This is a genomic window from Ruminococcus flavefaciens (genome assembly GCF_900108555.1).
Classification (GTDB): domain Bacteria; phylum Bacillota; class Clostridia; order Oscillospirales; family Ruminococcaceae; genus Ruminococcus; species Ruminococcus flavefaciens_P.
In genome coordinates, this window is record NZ_FNWV01000004.1 from 20542 (window position 1) to 38999 (window position 18458).

The window sequence follows — 18458 nt, forward strand, 5'->3', positions numbered from 1 at the left end:
TCACCATAACTGATCAGAAACCTCTCTTGGACATTTCCTTTCTGAACTTAGCGTCGATCTTATCCTGCTTCTTCTTAGCCTTGAGCTCAGCCTTTGTCATGTAAAGGGCATCGTTCATTGAAGAAGACTGCTGTCTCGGAGCAGAGTTTCCGCCTCTGTAACTTGTCTTCTGAGGTGCCTTATATTCATCAAATACAGGAACATTCTGCTGTGCCTGTGCCTTTGCCTGCATCTGTCTCTTTGCGGACTCATCGCCCATTGTTGAAAGAACGTCCTCAACTGATGTAAGAACAGGGCTGTTAGCCTTGAGTCCCTGTGTCTCGATGAGGTTCTTGTCAGCATAATCCTTTGAGCTTGCGATAGCATTGATAAATGCCTGTGAAGTTGACTTGCTGTGCGGATTTACAGCTATCTTTGAGATATTTGCCGAAGGGATACCGCTCTGCTGTACAGGCTTTCTCGGAACAGGAGACTTTACCTGAGCCTGCTGAACAGGTGCTGCAGGTCTCTGAGCCTGAGCCTGCTGTACAGGAGCTGCGGCTGCTCTCTGTGCCTGAGCTGCTGTCTGCTGAGCAGGAGCTGCCTGCTGACCTGCAGGTCTCTGCTGAGGCTGTGCGCCAACAGGAACGTATACAGGCTGACCGTTCTGGTCGCGTCCCACGAGCTTCATCTGAACATACTTGTATACAGGCTGATTATTTGCATCATATCCTGCAAGCTGCGGAACTTTGATTATCTGCTGAGGCTGCTGTGCCTGCTGTTTTGGCTGTTCTGCCTCATTTGTATTTGCACCTGCGCCCGGTGCTACATAATTATAATCACTCATAATATTATCATACTCCTCTTCTGCCATTACTGGCTCATTAAATGTTTGTGCGGAAATATTCTCTATCACCGTTTCATCTGCATCGCCAAGTACAGGCATATCCTCAAATATCGGTGCTGTCAGATCAGCCGGTGCCGAAATATCATCGATTATCGGTGCGGCTGTGTGATCTGCTTTGGGTATCTCATCAAATGCCGGGACTGCAATATCTTCAACAGTGGGGATACCGTCGCTTACGGCATCTGCTGCTTCCTGAGCCATTGAGATATCGTCAATGACAGGAGCCTGTATATCCTCAACGCCTGAGATGTCGTCAAGAACAGGTGCTCCGATATCGGGAACGGAAGGTATTGCTTCTGGAATAGGTGCTGATATATCTCCTATAGCAGGGATATCAAGCTCATCCATTTCCTTCGGCATATTCTCGTTATACTGAGGATAAACGGGAGCTGATACAGGGACACCCTGCTGAATAGTCTCATCATATCCGTACATCTGGTTCGGATCGTACATTTCCGCGCCCTGTAATGGCTCGGCAGGATAGATCATATCCGGCTGGATATACTGTCCGTCAGGCTGGATATACTGCTGATCCTGAGGTATATAAGGCTGAACGATCTGTCCGTCCTCCGTGTAATATACGGGCTGATCTCCGCCGTAGACAGGCTGCTCATAAACGGGCTGACCATACTGGTTCTGACCGTATACAGGCTCCTGAACATTATTATCTATAGAGAACATCTGCATTACGTCCTCTTCGCCCTGTACCTGTGCAGCCTGTTCGGGCTGAACATAAACAGGTGCAGGCTGTACGGGCTGACTGTTATAATTAAAGTCGAGACCGTCCATCTCCTCGGGCTCTGTACCGTAATTTACAGGTGCAGGCTCGCCGCCGGGTATCGCCGACTGCTGAGGTGTAGGGATAGCAAACTGTGCAAGAAAATCGTCCTCTGTCACAGTCACATTGTTCTGAACAGGAGCTGCCTGAGCATCGGGCTTCTGGATAGCGAACTGAGCAAGGAAATCGTCTTCCTCGGATGCAGCAGGGGCATTTTCTTCTTCACGCGGTACATCTATTGCAAACTGTGCAAGGCTGTCATCCATAGGTATTCCTGTACCGGGGATATTGTTTACGGGTGCAGCAGGCTCCGGTGCAGCATTCTCGGCAGGTCTGCTGTAATACTCGATAGCCTCGTTTGCAGCCTCTTCATCGGCTTTTCTTTTTGCCTCGGCAGCTGCTCTTGCTTCTTCCGCAGCCTTTTTCCTTGCTTCCTCTTCTTTTCTTCTCGCATCAGGATCTTTGGTTATCCTTGCAGTAGTATTTCCCAGCGGTACGATTCCCTCGTCGCCATATCCGAGCTTTTCGCGCTTCTTTTCTTCCTTGAGAAGGAGTGCCATTTCCTTCTTGTCAGCCTTTATAAGCTTCTTTGCAAGACTTGCCTTACATTTCTCACAAGTGATCTCTTTAAGGTCTGTCATCCTTGAAGTTCTGTGGAAACGTGTTACATTTTCCGGCTTCAACAGGTTTATACCGCAGCCGGTTTTCTTATCATTATCGGTACCGTGAACGACCTTATCATATGAAGAAGTTACCAGTGTTATATCCATAGTCCTCTCCCCACCGCAGAAAACTGCAGCCTCCGCTTTACGGCAGCGGACCGCCGATTTCCCAGATCGCCGCAGTATTTCCGCGCAGAACCAGTTTAAACTGCTGCGAAACCTGCATGATGCGAACAACTATACAAGTATATTATACATGATACTTCAAAAAAAATCAACACTTTCTAAAAAAATGACGCTAAAAATTATACCCGAATTAAAATTTTCGGTGAAAATAACAAATCGTTATTGATTTTTTTGTCAAAATTCTCCTACACTGTTTAAGTTAAATTAGGTAATGGGAATAATTTACATTTTATCAAATAATCCCCCTATATATACGGCGTTAAAGCGTTTTCTAATCAGATAGACCAAAATAATAAAGCTTACCGGTCATTATTTTACATAGACGTAAAAAATTATGAAATCGTGAAATTTGCTATTGCATTATCAGTGATTTTGTTGTATTATTAATAGTGTATTGGCAGATAAAAAAACAGTCTTTTTTATGAGCCGATGAAGCTTCTTTTGAAGGAGGAAAAAACGTGAAGCTCGTTTCAGTAGTAGTTCCGTGCTATAATGAGCAGGAGGTTCTCCCCATGTTCTACGAGGAGATAACAAAGGTGACAGGACAGATGTCCAAGGACGATCCCGAACTTACCTTTGAATATCTGTTCATCAATGACGGATCAAAAGATACAACACTTGATATATTACGCTCCCTCGCAGACAGGGACAAGCGTGTAAGATACATTTCTTTTTCCCGTAATTTCGGCAAGGAATCGGGTATGTATGCAGGTCTGAAAAATGCAAAGGGCGACTATGTTGTCGTTATGGACGCAGATCTCCAGCACCCACCGTCATTCCTGCCCCAGATGTACAGCTACGTCAAGAACGGCGAGTACGACTGCGCTACTACACGCCGCGTCAGCAGAAAGGGCGAGTCAAAGGTACGTTCATGGTTCGCAAGGCTTTTCTACAGGATAATGAACAAGATCTCTCAGACCGAGATCGTTGACGGTGCTCAGGACTTCCGCTTCATGACAAGACAGATGGTGGACGCTATCCTTGATATGTCGGAATACAACCGTTTCTCAAAAGGTATATTCAGCTGGGTAGGCTTTAATACCCGATACATAGAATACGAAAATGTTGAACGTCCCGCAGGTACTTCCTCATGGTCGTTCTGGGGGCTTTTCAAATACTCCCTCGAAGGCATCATGGCATTCTCCACAGCTCCTCTGGCAATAGCCTCGCTGCTGGGAATAATCACCTGCTTTATCGCGTTCATACTCATCGTTATAACAATAATCCGCTCTATATTCGGCTGGCTGGACGCTCCCGACGGATATCCCACAATGCTTTGTCTTATATTCCTTTTCAGCGGATTACAGCTCTTCTGCGTCGGTATCCTCGGACAGTACCTTTCCAAGACATATCTTGAAACAAAGAACCGTCCGATATACATAACAAAAGAAACTGAGGATATCTACAGACAGCGCAAGGCTGAAGCTCAGCAGAGCGGTGCTCAGAAGTCAGAAACATCTGACAATGAGAGCAAATGACTCTAAGGAGGTGCGGAGACATTGACTAAGCATATGAGACTTATAATCTCCGTACTGTTTATCGTTATCATCGTCCTTGCCGTCGCTATCACCCGTTTCTATTCAAACACGGATCAGAGTGCCGAATTAAGCGGTACTCAGCCTGCTGTCGAGAAAAAGCTGAGCGCGGATAATTCGGGCAACCACATTTTCACGGACAGTGCAGGTCTTTACGGTATAATCGACAGCAATGAGCGTGTGATCGTTTATCCCGAATGGCAGGAGATAAAATTCACCGACAGTGACCTCTGTATCGCTTCAAAGCAGATACGCGGCAAAAAGCTGTTCGGCTGCATCGACTATGAGGGCAACATCGCTATACCGTTCGTCTATTCGGACATTAAAAGCATAAAGCTTTCAGGACGTAATTTTTACGCTGCTGCATCGTCTGATGACAGCACGTATGTCATCTACGACCAGAACTTCAACCCATGCTTTTCAAGAGTATGGACTTCATACAAGGAAGATGAAGACGATCTGGTGCTCACCTCGGAAAACGGAGTGTACAGATATTCCGTAACAGCTAATGATATCATTTTCAGAAACGCTGTTATTAAAAGCGAAACAATGAACCACTCCTACGAGCTTGAGGTTACGAACAAGAACCTGCTCTCAAAGCTGAGTATCTCTTCACTTGAAAAAATGAGCAGGGCTGTTGACAGGTATATAGAGTACGCCTTTACAGGTGACAGCAGTCTGCTTAAAGATATAGATGCCGAGCAGTCCGCAGTCTTCCTCACTCTTTTCCCCGAGGATCACTCCGTTACCTCAAAAACACTCATGTCTCTTAACGATGTATCGGTATATTCATCTATATCCGATGATGATCTCGATCATTACAAGATATACATAACCGCAAATATCTCTACCAATTCTAAAATGGCAGACAGCAGAATACAGTATCTTAGAGGCGATTACAAAGCCATAATGGAATTCGTTTACGATCCAGAAAAGGGACTCCGCGTTCTTTCGGGCGACTTTGTTCCGAATAAGCTTTCTTATCCTGCAAAATCAGCCGAAAGCAAGCAGCCTGCGGATACAAATGAAAAGAAAAACGAGCAGCAGGCTCACTGACGGAGGACATATCAATGAAGAAAAAAACAGCATTCCTGTGCTCTCTCATAATGCTTATGACAGCAGCCTGCGGCAAAATAGACAGCGGCAGCGAGACAGATGAAGAGACCACTGCTGTCTCCACAGAAGAAACAACTGAAACGGAAACAACTTCAGAAACCGAAAATACCACCACATCGAAAAAATTCGGTGAGGAATTCAATATGTTCCCCGATATAAAGCTCGGTATGACAGAAGCCGAGGTGCAGGCTGTCATTGGGGATAATTACGAGCGCAGCGTTGAGAAATATCTTGATTCAGATCCTGATATGGCATATTATACCATTCCATTCGACAGCTGCCCGTTCCTCGGCATTGATATGGAGGGTTATGAGCTTTTAACATTCATTCCCGACGGCGAGCTTATCAGCATGAGCTATCATTTCGGAGTTATAGACAGGGACAACAACACCTCAAAAGATCACTCCGAAGAAGAGATTAAAGCCGTATACGACAAGCTCTTCGATCAGGTGCATGAATACTACGGCGATTATTATACCTCTGACGATAATGATAAAAACAGCCTCGGCAATATGAGGTGGAGCAATACCTACGGCAATCTTGCCCTTTGGGGCTTTTATTACGATGACACTAAAACAGGAAATGTTTCCTTAAACCTGATACCTGATGACTTCGCTCAGAAGATACTCGATCACGCAAAAGAAAATGCCGCAGCCCAGCAGTCCCGAAACAACAGTGTTGACATCTTGAGTCAGCTTAAAACAGGAATGTCTGAGGAAGATGTTTTCGCTGTTATCGGCAAAGATTACGACTATGAATACAGCGCAGGCTACAAGCCGTCTGTAGAATACGACTACAGCTTTACAGCCGACGAAGTTTGGGGTACAGGGCTCCGCGGATATATGTTCGTGGAATTTGATGAAAAGACCAACGAACTCACCTGCTTCGGCTACCATATCGGAGCTGTTGGTCATGTAGAGGATTGCAGTTATCCATATTCGGAAAGTGAACTTGAAGAAGCTTTCAATAAACTGCTGCCTACCCTTGAAGAAGAATACGGTAAAACTGATGAGCCTTCGGCTTTTTCAGGCGAAGGTATCAAGGACGAATACTCTTGGTCAATGGGTACAGATCAGCTCTGGGCTATATGGGGCACAGACCTGTGGGGCGCATCAAGCGGCGTAAACGAAATAATCGTTTCACGCTCCATTGACAGATAATATAAAGGAGAAATAACCATGTCAAAAAAAGTTGCAGTTATCATGGGAAGCGACAGCGACTTCCCTGTTGTAAAATCAGCTCTTACAGAGCTCAAGAAGTACGGCGTTGAATTTGAATGCCGCGTAATGAGTGCGCACAGAACTCCCGCTGAGGCTGCTGACTTTGCTTCAAACGCAAAGGCTAACGGCTTCGGAGCTATCATATGCGCAGCAGGTATGGCTGCTCACCTTGCAGGTGTAGTTGCAGGACATACAACACTTCCCGTTATCGGCATACCCATGAAGTCAAAGGCACTTGAGGGCGTTGACGCTCTCCTTGCTACAGTAATGATGCCTCCGGGAGTACCTGTTGCTACAGTTGGCATTGACGGCGCAAAGAATGCTGCTGTCCTTGCTGTACAGATGCTTGCTATCGCTGATGATGAGCTCGCTGCAAAGCTTGCTGCCGAGAAGAAGGCTATGGCTGACGGCGTTATCGCCAAGGACAAGGCTCTACAGGAGCAGATCGCAGCTCTCTGATATTGACCAAGACCACTTTCAACCAAAGGAGGTAAAACATGACACCTTCAGAAAGAAAAGAACGCTCGGAAAAGATATTAAAGGAAAAAGGGATCGGCATAAACCCAAATCTTCCACTTATTGAGGACGCTTCGCAGGTAAAGCTCAGAAGCCTTGATGATATCTGCAAAAGAGCAATCGCGGCTCTGCTGTCTACTCAGGCAGGCATAGAGCTCAGCGAAAACAACACAGATCAGTTGGGATTTTTTACAGGTCTTATGCAGCATTTCGGCGTTGACGGCTGCCTTAACGCAAAGGAGCAGAGGCTCATAAGCGGAAAAGGCTCTCAGCAGGACGCTGTAGACGTTGTATGGGAGTACGAATGTTACTGGTCACTGTTGTGGGCACTGGGCATCGTTGAGGATATCACAGAAGCAAACGCTATCTGCGACTGCACAGCGGCTATACGCGCCGTCTCTCAGTGTGAAAGCTTTGACGACTTCAAGAGCAGATGCTCTCTCAGGAGCACAGATGATATACTGGATATGCTCGACCTCTATTACCGCTATCACTGGGCAGTGGTCCAGAACGAACATATCGACAAAAGCTGTCCTGTCGGCGACCTTATGGGCGAGGTAGTATTCGAGCGCAGACGCGGTCTTGAATGGCTCATCTCCGATAAAGACGACTGGCACGATATAGAACTACACACATGATAGAAAATTTTGATACTCTTCTATTCGACCTTGACGGCACTCTCACAGACTCCACCGAGGGCATAGTTAAATGTATAGAATATGCTCTCACCAAAATGGGCTATGAGATGCCCGAGGATACGAATAAATTTCTCGGACCGCCGCTGTATCAGTCCTTTGCTGAGTTCTGCGGCATGAACGAGGAGCAGGTAAACGAGGCTGTAAGGATATTCCGAGAAAGGTACTCCACTGTGGGACTTTTCGAGAACCGCGTTTATGACGGTATCCCCGAAATGCTTGACAGGCTCAAAAAGGGCGGCAAAAGGATTATGGTCGCCACAAGCAAGCCCGAGGTGTACGCAGTTCGCATATTCGAGAAATTCGGGCTTGCTCAGTACTTTGAGATAGTTGGCGGTGCAAATATAAACGGCACACGCAACTACAAACACGAGGTCATCGAGTACGTTCTCGCAAAAGCGGATATCACCGACAGAAGCCGCGTACTTATGATAGGCGACCGTAAGCAGGACGCAGACGGCGCACATAAAACAGGTCTGAAATGCATGGGTATCCTCTGGGGCTTCGGCTCTATAGAGGAGCTTACCGAAGCAGGCGCGGACTACATCGCAGATACACCACAACAAGTCACAGATCTACTTTTAGGAAAGGATTGAATACTATGTTCAGCAATAATAAGGAAAAAGAAAAACAGCGTTTTACTGAGATAGCCTCACAGACTATCGGTTCATCAAAACAGATCGTTGTATTTGCAGACAACGAAACAGGCGTCTGCTATATGACTTCGACAGCAAGAGAGTCAGACATCATAATGATGAGAGATAAGTTCGACAAACCTCTTATCGCAAAAGACCTTATTAAAGATTAATAAGCCTACAATTTCCGTAATGATGCGGAATTGCATATATAATCATTTATATAATTCTCAAGGAGGAATTTTAAAATGTCAAACATCGAAAAGAAGGAACAGCTCTATGAGGGCAAGGCAAAAAAGGTTTACGCTACAAACGATCCTGATCTCGTTATCGTAGATTACAAGGACGATGCAACAGCTTTCAACGGCGAAAAGAAGGGCACTATCTCTGGCAAGGGCGTTATCAACAACAAGATGACAAACTATATGTTCAAGATGCTCGAAAAAGAAGGCGTACCTACTCACCTTGTTGAGGAGATCAGTGACCGCGAAACTATCGTTAAGAAGGTTTCTATCGTTCCCCTTGAGGTAATCATCAGAAACGTTGCAGCAGGCAGCTTTTCAAAGAGAATGGGCGTTGAAGAAGGCAAGAAGCTCCTCTGCCCTATCCTTGAATTCAGCTACAAGAACGACGATCTCGGCGATCCTTTCATCAATGATTACTATGCACTCGCTCTCGGTATCGCTACAAAGGAAGATATCGACACTATCGCTAAGTACGCTTTCAAGGTAAATGAGTTCATGGTAAAGTTCTTCAAGGGACTCAACATCGACCTCATCGACTTCAAGATCGAGTTCGGTAAGACTTCCGACGGCACAATTATCCTCGCCGACGAGATCTCACCTGATACCTGCCGCTTCTGGGATTCTACAACTCACGAAAAGCTCGACAAGGACCGTTTCCGCAGAGATATGGGCGGCGTTGAAGAGGCTTATCAGGAAATCATGAAGAGACTTATGGGAGAATAATCATATGGGCGGTTTTTTTGGTGCAGCCTCTAAAAACGACTGCGTTACCGACGTATTTTTCGGAACCGACTATCATTCACACCTCGGTACAAGAAGAGGCGGTATGACATCATGGTCGGAGGAAAACGGTTTTCAGAGAAATATCCATAGTATCGAAAACTCCCCTTTCCGTACCAAATTCGAGAATGATGTTGTGAATATGAGAGGCAAGCTCTGTATCGGCTGTATCAGCGATACAGATCCTCAGCCTATCCTCGTCCGCTCAAAGCTTGGCATCTATGCTGTATGCTCAGTAGGTATAATCCGCAATGCAGATGCTCTCGTTAACGAGCTCCTTGAACAGGGCTGTGCTAACTTTGAGTCAATGAGCAGCGGAAATATCAACTCAGGTGACCTTATCGGTGCTCTTATCGCACAGAAGAACAGCTTCGTTGAGGGTATCCGCTATGCACAGGAAAAGATCGAGGGCACTATGTCGCTCATTATCCTCACAAAGAACAGCATAATCGCTGCAAGAGACAAGTTCGGCAGACTTCCTATCATCATCGGCAAGAGAAGTGACGGCTTCTGCCTTTCAACAGAGTCCTTCGCTTTCCAGAAGCTGGGCTATACCACATATAAGGAGCTGGTCGCAGGCGAGATAGTTGAGCTTACTTCCGACGAATGTAAGACACTTGCAGAGGGCGATCCTTCAAAGATGAAGATATGCACCTTCCTCTGGACTTACTACGGCTATCCAAACGCTGTTTACGAGGGCGTTAACGTTGAAGTTATGCGTACAAGAAACGGCGAGATAATGGCTGAAAACGATATCAAGAACGGCAGACTTCCTGACGTTGACTATATCTGCGGTGTGCCTGATTCGGGTACGCCTCACGCTATCGGCTATGCTAACAGAAGCGGTATACCTTTCGCAAGACCTTTCATCAAGTATACCCCTACATGGCCAAGAAGCTTCATGCCTACAAACCAGAGCATGAGAAATCAGGTAGCAAAGATGAAGCTTATCCCCGTTCACGATCTTATCAACGGCAAGAAGCTCCTCTTTGTTGACGACAGTATCGTAAGAGGCACACAGATGAGAGAGACTGTTGAGTTCCTTTATGAGCACGGTGCTAAGGAAGTTCATATGCGCTCTGCCTGTCCGCCTATAATGTACGGCTGCAAATACCTCAACTTCTCAAGAAGCACTTCCGAAATGGAGCTTATCGCACGTCAGATAATCGACGAGTTTGAAGGTCCTGTAGGAATAAAGCACATTGAGGAATACAGCAACTCAGCTACAGAAAGAGGCCGCAGACTCAGAGATGAGATATGCAAGAGACTCCGCCTTACCTCACTTGAATTCCAGACACTTGAGGGCACAGAAAAGGCTGTAGGTCTTGACTCATGCGGACTCTGCACATATTGCTGGAACGGCAAAGAATAAACTTATAATCCGTCTCCCTGCCTGTCGGCAGGGAGACGGGCGACTATGGAGGTAAACCAATGAACAACAGTTTTTCAGAAAGCTACAAAAAAGCAGGCGTTGACGTTACCGCAGGCTACAAGTCAGTTGAGCTGATGAAGGAGCATATCGCACGTACTATGATAAAGGGTGCGCTGTCAGGCATCGGCGGATTTGGCGGACTTTTCGAGCTTGATATGACAGGTATCAGCAAGCCTGTACTCGTTTCGGGTACAGACGGTGTAGGTACAAAGATAAAGCTTGCATTTATCATGGACAAGCATGATACTGTAGGTATAGACTGCGTTGCAATGTGCGTAAACGATATCATCTGCTGCGGTGCAAAGCCACAGTTCTTCCTTGATTATATCGCTTGCGGCAAGAATTTCCCCGAAAAGATAGCAACTATCGTTTCAGGTGTTGCTGAGGGCTGCGTTCAGGCGCAGTGTGCTCTTATCGGCGGCGAGACAGCCGAGCACCCCGGTCTTATGCCCGAGGACGAATACGATCTCGCAGGCTTCTCAGTTGGTGTTGTTGACAAGGACAAGATCCTCCAGCCCGATACTCAGAAGGCAGGCGATGTTCTCATCGCTATCAAGTCAAGCGGTGTTCACTCAAACGGCTTCTCTCTCGTAAGAAGAGTATTTGACGTAAACGAGCAGAACCTCAATATGCACTTCAATGATCTCGGTACTACTCTCGGTGAGTGTCTCCTCACTCCTACACGTATCTATGTAAAGGCTGTTATGAGCCTTCTTGATGCTGTTAAGGTAAAGTCTATCTCACATATCACAGGCGGCGGCTTCTATGAGAATATCCCGCGTTCTCTCCCCAAGAACCTTGCTGCAAAGATCGAAAGAAACTCTGTACAGGTACTTCCTATCTTCGATCTTATCCAGAGAACAGGCGATATCCCTGAGAGAGATATGTTCAATACATTCAATATGGGCGTAGGCATGATAGTATCAGTTGACAAAAACGACGCTGACAAGGCTATCGCAGCTATAAAGGCAGCAGGCGAGGACGCTTACGTACTCGGCGAGCTCGTTGAGTCTGAGGAAGGCGTTATCATCTGCTGATAGAGTATTTATCCTATCATAATTCATAACATTAGCCGCAAAATTATCCGAATTCATTATTTTTGACTGTTTAAAGCAAAAAACACTGAAACCGACACATGGGGTATGGGATTTGGAAATTTTAAAAGGTCGTGATGTTTATGAAAAAACACATTCTTCTGGCTTCAGTGCTGCTTTCAGCTGCACTGACAGCTACACCGTTATACAGCGATGCAGTTGGAACTATAGATATGGACTTCAACTCCGACGGTATCGTTGACGTCTTTGATATGATAACCGCAAGGCAAAACAGCGAGATATCAAGAGCAGAGATCAATGCTCTCCAGAAATTCCTGCTGGGCGTAAACGGTAAGACTCCCACAGAGTTTGAAGTACAGACCAACCCTATAAACGAGGACTGTATCCTCGAACCAAAGGGCACTGTACATACAGGCGAGGGCACTTTCTACGGCGGCGGATATACAGGCGGTCACGCTATGCTTGACCCTGTATCCCACGATTACTGGATAGTTGCCATGAATCACTATGATTACAACGAAGCTCAGCTTGCAGGCGCATACCTTGAAGTTACAGGAGAGCTTGGCACTATAAAAATGCTTGTTACAGACGAGCTCCCCGAAGGCAAAAAGGGCGACCTCGACCTCTATACGGACGCTTTCCCGCTCATCGCTCCTGTTGAGAAAGGAAGAGTTCCCGTAAGCTGGAAGATAATCCCCCTTGATACCGCGGAGACTGCTCCTATCTCATTCAAATACAAAGAGGGCAGTACGGAATTCTGGTGCGGCGTTCAGGTGCGCAATCACCGCTACCCCATAACAAAGCTGGAATACCTCAATGCAGACGGCGAATTCGTTGAGATACCGCGCCGCCCGTACAATTATTTCGAGTCCCGTGACATGGGAAAAGGTCCTTTCACTTTCCGCATAACCGATATCTACGGTCAGGTGGTCATCGACAAGGATATCCCCCTTTCATATGACGATACGGAAATAATACAGGGACACGTTCAGTTCCCCGAATAATTTTTACTCTTGCAATAAAATAATAGGAGAAAAAATCCATGAAAAATATAGTTGTTCTCGTTTCAGGCGGCGGCACTAATCTACAGGCACTCATAGATGCCGAAAAATCAGGCATCATCAAGGGCGGAAAGATAACCTGTGTCATCTCCTCAAAGGAAGGTGCATACGCTCTTGAACGCGCAAAAAACAACGATATATCTACAAGAGTTATCCCGAGAAAGGAATACTCTGACAGTGTGACCTACAGTCAGGCTATACTCAATGCACTCAATGAAGAAAAAGCCGACCTTGTGGTACTTGCAGGATTTATGACTATACTTGATGAGTGCGTGACAAAGGCTTACGCATACAAGATAATCAATGTTCACCCTGCACTTATCCCGTCATTCTGCGGTGAGGGCTATTACGGACTCAAAGTCCACGAAGCTGCTCTCGCTTACGGCGTAAAGGTCAGCGGCGCAACAATACATTTCGTAAACGAAGAAGCTGATGCAGGTGCTATAATCCTACAGGGAGTAGTAAACGTTGAAAAGGACGATACTCCCGAGATACTCCAGCGCAGGATCATGGAAAACGTTGAATGGAAGCTTCTTCCTCAGGCGGTATCTCTCTTCTGTCAGGACAGGATAGAGATAGTTGACGGAAAGGCTTATGTAAAATAAAACTATGAAAAAGATTAAGGAATTATTGGAAAAACAAACTGTACAGAAGCTGTTTCTCTGCTTCTGGATGTACGCTGTACTCGGCTGGATATACGAGGTATTCCTCGAAGTCGTAGTATACAAATGGGGTTTCACAAATCTTGGAATAATGTTCGGACCATACTGCCCGATATACGCCGTGGGAGCTTTGCTGTTCCTGCTCTTCTTCGGAAAATTCATGAAGAAGGAAGGCGGCATCGGCTTGCAGATAGCCCGTCCGTTCATCATATTCTTCGGCTGTATGTTAGTCGCCACCACCGTAGAACTTGCAGGCACTTATGTCCTTGAATTCTTCACAGGTTCGTGGCCGTGGGACACTTATGCAGACTATGACATAAACTTTCAGGCAAGAATAGCTCTCTCCCCTTCACTCAGATTTGGTATGGGCGGATTGCTGTTCATGTACTTCGTACAGCCATTCTATGATTGGTTTCTCGCAAAACCAAAACGCAAAACACTCAATATCATCACACTTATCGTACTTGTGGGAGTTGTCACAGACTTCATACTCACACTGATAATAAGATACTGACAGACCATTATCCGAAAGGAGTTATTAATATTATGAAAAAGCTTGATTTAGCACAGGAACTCAGTTCAAACGCTTACCCAGGAAGAGGTATCGTCATCGGTAAGTCCGACTGCGGAAAGTACGCTGTTACTGCATACTTCATCATGGGCAGAAGCGAAAACAGCCGCAACCGCGTTTTCATCGAGGAAGGCAAGGGTATCCGCACAGAGGCTTTCGATCCTTCAAAGCTCACTGATCCCCACCTTATCATCTACGCTCCCGTAAGAGTTCTCGGCAATAAGCTCATCGTTACAAACGGCGATCAGACCGATACTATCTACGAGCTCATGGACAAGCAGCAGACTTTCGAGCAGTCCCTCCGCACACGCGAATTCGAGGACGATGCTCCTAACTATACACCTCGTATCTCAGGAATACTCCACTTCGAGGACAAGGGCTTCAACTACGCAATGTCTATCCTCAAGAGTGCAAACGGCAACCCTGAGTCATGTCAGAGATACACATTCAGTTACACAAATCCTATCGCAGGTGAGGGACACTTCATTCATACATATATGGGTGACGGCAATCCGCTTCCGAGCTTTGAGGGCGAGCCTAAGCTTGTAGGCATCAGCGGCAGTATCGACCAGTTCACAGATATGCTCTGGAACAACCTCAACGCTGACAACAAGGTATCTCTCTTTGTTCGCTACGTAAATCTTGAAGATAATACAGAGGAGACTCGTATAATCAACAAGAACAAGTAATATTTTATCTGTTGATTATTCACGCCGTAAACATCTTGAATAATTATGAAGATATCATTTGATCTTGACGAGACTCTTTTCGTAAATCCTGCGGAAGTCCCCACAGAGCCCGATCTGAAATTCCCGTATAACAAAATATACAAGGACAAGCTCAGAAAAGGTGCTGCGGAGCTTCTAAAATGGATAAACGACTTTGATACAGAGCTTTGGATATACACCACCTCAAACAGGACAGACAGGTATATCCGCGGTATTTTCAAGCACTACGGCATAAGGATAGACAGTATAGTCAACGCCGTCCGTCACGAAAAGGAAGTTGCACGAGGAAGAGCAAACTTCCCTTCAAAATATCCATCTGTTTACCGTATCGACCTTCATGTGGACGATGAAAAGTCCGTCTATGAAAACGGTATCGCATACGGTTTCAGAGTGTATCATATCACCAACGATGATACTGACTGGGCGGACAATATCCGCAAAGAGCTTGAAAGAATAAAAAGAAATCAGGACAGTTAACTGAGCCGTATAGCGGCTATATTAGGGGAAAGTGATAAAATGAATGTAGTTACTATAGACTGCCCTCACTGCGGTGCGGCAGTTGAACGTAAAAAAGATGAATACTTCGGAGTCTGCCCTTACTGCGGCTGCGAGGTATGCTTTGATGAAGCAAAAGCCGAAGCTGAGGTAGTGGGCTTACGGGATAAAGTAAGCGACCTGGACAAGCATCTCAATGCTGAAAAGCAGTATAAGCATCAGCTTGCAGCATGGGAGAAAAAACGCAATAGGCTGTACCTTATCACAGGTGCAATGTCCTTTGTGGGTTTCTTATGTGCGGTACTTAGCAGTGACACGGAAGACGCTTACATTGCTATAGGAGTTACGCTCATACTGGCTGCTCTTTTCGGTCTGCTTATCATTTCTCTTCTCAGATGTGCGGACTACCCCAAGCCTATTGACGCAAATACACCTAAAAAAGGCAGCTTCATAAAGGTATTCGGTACAGGATTTATTATCCTTTGCGGAACAGCTTTTCTTTCCGCGATCATATACGCTATATTCACTGCCTGATATTTTGATTTTTCTATATAAAGCCTTTGTGCTGAATAATTATACATAAAGCATTATTAATTATGAATTAATATAAGGAGGACATTTACCATGTCAAATGAAATGCAGTTAAAATACGGCTGTAACCCAAATCAGAAGCCATCAAGAGTTTATATGGCAGACGGCAGCGAGCTCCCTATCGAAGTGCTCTGCGGCAAGCCCGGCTATATCAATCTTCTTGACGCTTTCAACGGCTGGCAGCTCGTTAAGGAGCTCAAGGCTGCTACAGGTATGTGCGCAGCAACTTCTTTCAAGCACGTATCTCCGGCAGGTGCTGCTATCGGCAGACCTCTCAGCGATGATCTGAAGAAGATCTACTGGGTAGACGATCTCGGCGAGCTCACTCCCCTTGCAAGTGCTTATGCAAGAGCAAGAGGTGCTGACAGAATGTCCTCTTACGGCGATTTCATCGCTCTTTCCGACAAGGTAGACGTATGCACAGCCAAGATGATACAGCGCGAGGTATCAGACGGCGTTATCGCTCCTGACTATGATCCCGAGGCTCTTGAGATACTCAAGTCAAAGAGAAAGGGTACATACTGCATACTCAAAATGGACGAGAACTACAAGCCTGCTCCGATCGAGACAAAGCAGGTATACGGCGTATCCTTCGAGCAGGGACGCAATGAGCTTGACATCAACCGTGAGCTCCTCGCTAATGTAGTTACCGAGAACAAGGATATCCCCGATGACAAGAAGGACGATCTCCTTATCTCTCTCATCACACTTAAATATACACAGTCAAACTCTGTTTGCTACGTAAAGGACGGTCAGGCTATCGGTATCGGTGCAGGTCAGCAGTCACGTATCCACTGCACAAGACTTGCAGGTCAGAAGGCTGACAACTGGTGGCTGAGACAGTCTCCACAGGTAATGGGACTCCAGTTCGTTGATGATATCCGCCGTGCAGACCGCGACAACGCTATCGACGTTTACATCGGCGATGAGTACGAGGACGTTCTCCGCGAGGGCGAGTGGCAGCGTATCTTCAAGGTAAAGCCTGCTGTATTCACAAGAGAAGAAAAGAAAGCTTGGCTCGCTAAGAATACAGGCGTATGCCTCGGTTCAGATGCTTTCTTCCCATTCGGTGACAACATCGAAAGAGCTAAGAAGTCAGGCGTTGAGTATATCGCAGAGCCGGGTGGTTCTATCCGTGATGATAACGTTATCGAGACCTGCAACAAGTACAATATCGCTATGGCGTTCACAGGTATCCGCCTTTTCCACCACTGATATAAAATGCTCAGGCTGCGGTCAACATCTGACCGCAGCCTTGTATTATGGAGATATACATATGAAAAAACTTCATTTCACAGCTGTTATCGCAGCTGCTTTAATGGCAGTATCACTTTGCAGCTGCCTTGATAAAAAGAACGATACCTCAGATACTAACGCTTCGGCAGCTTCCGAAGCCTCAACTGAGGGAACAACTTCTGCTCCGCCTGTTCCCATGTCACCTGTGATCGAAAATACAGAGTATAAAAACGGCAACTACAAAAGCCACTCTTTCTCAATGTATGCCGAACCGAATATATGGAAGTATGACAGCTCTGAGACTGTTACTGAGGGCGGAGCTATGCCCTGCGACCTGAAAATGGTCACTGACAGGGATTTCACCACCTGCGGCTTAAAGATCTATGTTGCTGAGAACACGGACGGCAAATCCGCTCAGGAAGCCATAAGCTCCGAAAACAATGATAATATCATTTTCACAGGTACAACTGCTACTGCAAAATGTACCTTCTATTACTATGAATGGGCTGCAAACGATGATCTGCATTGCAGGTCTTATCTTGCGGACTTCGGCGGCAAATACCTTTGCGTCTATGCAGAGAGCACCAATTTCGGCTACGTAGAAGGCAAAATAACCGAGATACTCTCAAGCATAAGAGAAAACTGACATCGTGCCGCTATTTCACCATATCTCCTGATATCGTACCGTCAGACGAATTTTCTCGAAGCTATGAAAAAAACAGATATTTATGCGATATTTTTTTCTTTTCGTCTGTTGCTATTTTCAGAATTATGTGATATAATGTTATATAATGCGATAATTGCGCAGCAATACTGATATTTTCAGAAAAAAGGGGGATATATATGAGCAGCAATTATAATTCTATCTCACTAAAGAAACTATACATAACCGCAGCCGCTTTCACCATATTTTACATTATCATCTCTGTTATCGCTTATCTGACTTCGGGGCCTGTTTTCAATGCTCTCCTAAGCGATTCCATCAAGGATAATCACCCCGATATAGGTATGTCAGGCAAATGCAAAGCACTGCTGTGTGCGCTTCAGATAGTATGGCTGCCGTTTCTGATCTATATATTCAGCTGCATGGGCTGGGCTTTCTCGGCAAAACGATGCAAGCGAACGCTTAAAGTTGCCCCTGCCCTATGGCTTATAGGTTTTATCATAGAGCACGTTATGGCTCTGTTCATATCACATACTTCAATGGCTGAAAGCCATGTTTCGGGTCGCTGGCTGATACAGCGAACAGAATACGTGACATTCTTCTTCAGTATACTCCTTGTGGGCGCACTGGTGCTTATATGCACAGCTGCTGCACTCGGTATAGACGAGGACCGTCACGTTAAGCATTTAAAATACAAATAAGGAGCATA

The 18458-nt window shown here is 45.9% G+C and carries 20 protein-coding genes; 19 read left to right on the top strand and 1 reads right to left on the bottom strand.

Annotated elements, in window-relative coordinates; all coding sequences use genetic code 11:
• Nucleotides 1-13: 13 nt before the first annotated feature.
• The gene (locus BLW60_RS06740) at nucleotides 14-2434 is read right to left on the bottom strand and encodes a hypothetical protein (protein ID WP_074715701.1); all 2421 of its coding nucleotides are present in this window, start codon (nucleotides 2432-2434) and stop codon (nucleotides 14-16) included.
• A 536-nt stretch (nucleotides 2435-2970) separates the two neighbouring features.
• Here BLW60_RS06740 and BLW60_RS06745 point away from each other — a divergent pair.
• The 19 genes from BLW60_RS06745 (at nucleotide 2971) to BLW60_RS06835 (ending at nucleotide 18450) form a co-directional block, all read left to right on the top strand.
• Nucleotides 2971-3990 (top strand): glycosyltransferase, encoded by a 1020-nt coding sequence (locus tag BLW60_RS06745; RefSeq protein ID WP_074715703.1) that lies wholly within the window; start codon nucleotides 2971-2973, stop codon nucleotides 3988-3990.
• A 21-nt stretch (nucleotides 3991-4011) separates the two neighbouring features.
• The gene (locus tag BLW60_RS06750) at nucleotides 4012-5103 is read left to right on the top strand and encodes a WG repeat-containing protein (RefSeq protein ID WP_074715705.1); all 1092 of its coding nucleotides are present in this window, start codon (nucleotides 4012-4014) and stop codon (nucleotides 5101-5103) included.
• Nucleotides 5104-5117: 14 nt separating this feature from the next.
• Complete coding sequence (locus BLW60_RS06755) at nucleotides 5118-6323, top strand: hypothetical protein (protein WP_074715707.1); 1206 nt, start codon at nucleotides 5118-5120, stop codon at nucleotides 6321-6323.
• Between the two features lie 18 nt (nucleotides 6324-6341).
• The gene (purE, locus tag BLW60_RS06760) at nucleotides 6342-6842 is read left to right on the top strand and encodes a 5-(carboxyamino)imidazole ribonucleotide mutase (RefSeq protein WP_074715709.1); all 501 of its coding nucleotides are present in this window, start codon (nucleotides 6342-6344) and stop codon (nucleotides 6840-6842) included.
• Nucleotides 6843-6880: 38 nt separating this feature from the next.
• A complete protein-coding gene (locus BLW60_RS06765; RefSeq protein WP_074715711.1) occupies nucleotides 6881-7537 on the top strand; it encodes a DUF4272 domain-containing protein in 657 nt (218 codons plus the stop codon).
• Complete coding sequence (locus BLW60_RS06770) at nucleotides 7534-8190, top strand: HAD hydrolase-like protein (RefSeq protein WP_074715713.1); 657 nt, start codon at nucleotides 7534-7536, stop codon at nucleotides 8188-8190. The genes BLW60_RS06765 and BLW60_RS06770 overlap by 4 nt, the downstream gene beginning before the upstream one ends.
• A 5-nt stretch (nucleotides 8191-8195) precedes the next feature.
• The gene (locus tag BLW60_RS06775) at nucleotides 8196-8402 is read left to right on the top strand and encodes a DUF6440 family protein (RefSeq protein ID WP_074715715.1); all 207 of its coding nucleotides are present in this window, start codon (nucleotides 8196-8198) and stop codon (nucleotides 8400-8402) included.
• Between the two features lie 75 nt (nucleotides 8403-8477).
• Nucleotides 8478-9197, top strand: coding sequence for a phosphoribosylaminoimidazolesuccinocarboxamide synthase (gene purC / locus BLW60_RS06780; RefSeq protein ID WP_074715717.1), 720 nt, complete (start codon nucleotides 8478-8480; stop codon nucleotides 9195-9197).
• Between the two features lie 4 nt (nucleotides 9198-9201).
• The gene (locus BLW60_RS06785) at nucleotides 9202-10626 is read left to right on the top strand and encodes an amidophosphoribosyltransferase (RefSeq protein WP_074715720.1); all 1425 of its coding nucleotides are present in this window, start codon (nucleotides 9202-9204) and stop codon (nucleotides 10624-10626) included.
• A 59-nt stretch (nucleotides 10627-10685) separates the two neighbouring features.
• Complete coding sequence (gene purM / locus BLW60_RS06790) at nucleotides 10686-11723, top strand: phosphoribosylformylglycinamidine cyclo-ligase (protein WP_074715722.1); 1038 nt, start codon at nucleotides 10686-10688, stop codon at nucleotides 11721-11723.
• Nucleotides 11724-11863: 140 nt separating this feature from the next.
• A complete protein-coding gene (locus BLW60_RS06795) occupies nucleotides 11864-12745 on the top strand; it encodes an expansin EXLX1 family cellulose-binding protein (RefSeq protein WP_081348155.1) in 882 nt (293 codons plus the stop codon).
• A gap of 38 nt (nucleotides 12746-12783) precedes the next feature.
• Nucleotides 12784-13407, top strand: coding sequence for a phosphoribosylglycinamide formyltransferase (gene purN / locus BLW60_RS06800; protein WP_028517969.1), 624 nt, complete (start codon nucleotides 12784-12786; stop codon nucleotides 13405-13407).
• A gap of 4 nt (nucleotides 13408-13411) precedes the next feature.
• A complete protein-coding gene (locus BLW60_RS06805) occupies nucleotides 13412-13978 on the top strand; it encodes a putative ABC transporter permease (protein WP_074715726.1) in 567 nt (188 codons plus the stop codon).
• Nucleotides 13979-14010: 32 nt separating this feature from the next.
• A complete protein-coding gene (locus BLW60_RS06810) occupies nucleotides 14011-14724 on the top strand; it encodes an IMP cyclohydrolase (protein WP_074715728.1) in 714 nt (237 codons plus the stop codon).
• 45 nt (nucleotides 14725-14769) lie between these two features.
• Nucleotides 14770-15240: a hypothetical protein gene (locus BLW60_RS06815; protein ID WP_074715730.1), complete on the top strand. Its 471-nt coding sequence runs from the start codon at nucleotides 14770-14772 to the stop codon at nucleotides 15238-15240.
• A 39-nt stretch (nucleotides 15241-15279) separates the two neighbouring features.
• The gene (locus tag BLW60_RS06820) at nucleotides 15280-15792 is read left to right on the top strand and encodes a hypothetical protein (RefSeq protein WP_074715732.1); all 513 of its coding nucleotides are present in this window, start codon (nucleotides 15280-15282) and stop codon (nucleotides 15790-15792) included.
• 90 nt (nucleotides 15793-15882) lie between these two features.
• Nucleotides 15883-17064 (top strand): phosphoribosylaminoimidazolecarboxamide formyltransferase, encoded by a 1182-nt coding sequence (locus BLW60_RS06825; RefSeq protein ID WP_074715734.1) that lies wholly within the window; start codon nucleotides 15883-15885, stop codon nucleotides 17062-17064.
• A gap of 61 nt (nucleotides 17065-17125) precedes the next feature.
• On the top strand, nucleotides 17126-17731 hold the full coding sequence (locus BLW60_RS06830) for a DUF5057 domain-containing protein (RefSeq protein ID WP_074715737.1): 606 nt from the start codon (nucleotides 17126-17128) through the stop codon (nucleotides 17729-17731).
• Between the two features lie 197 nt (nucleotides 17732-17928).
• Nucleotides 17929-18450, top strand: a complete 522-nt coding sequence (locus BLW60_RS06835) for a hypothetical protein (protein WP_074715739.1) — start codon at nucleotides 17929-17931, stop codon at nucleotides 18448-18450.
• The last annotated feature ends 8 nt before the right edge of the window (nucleotides 18451-18458 follow it).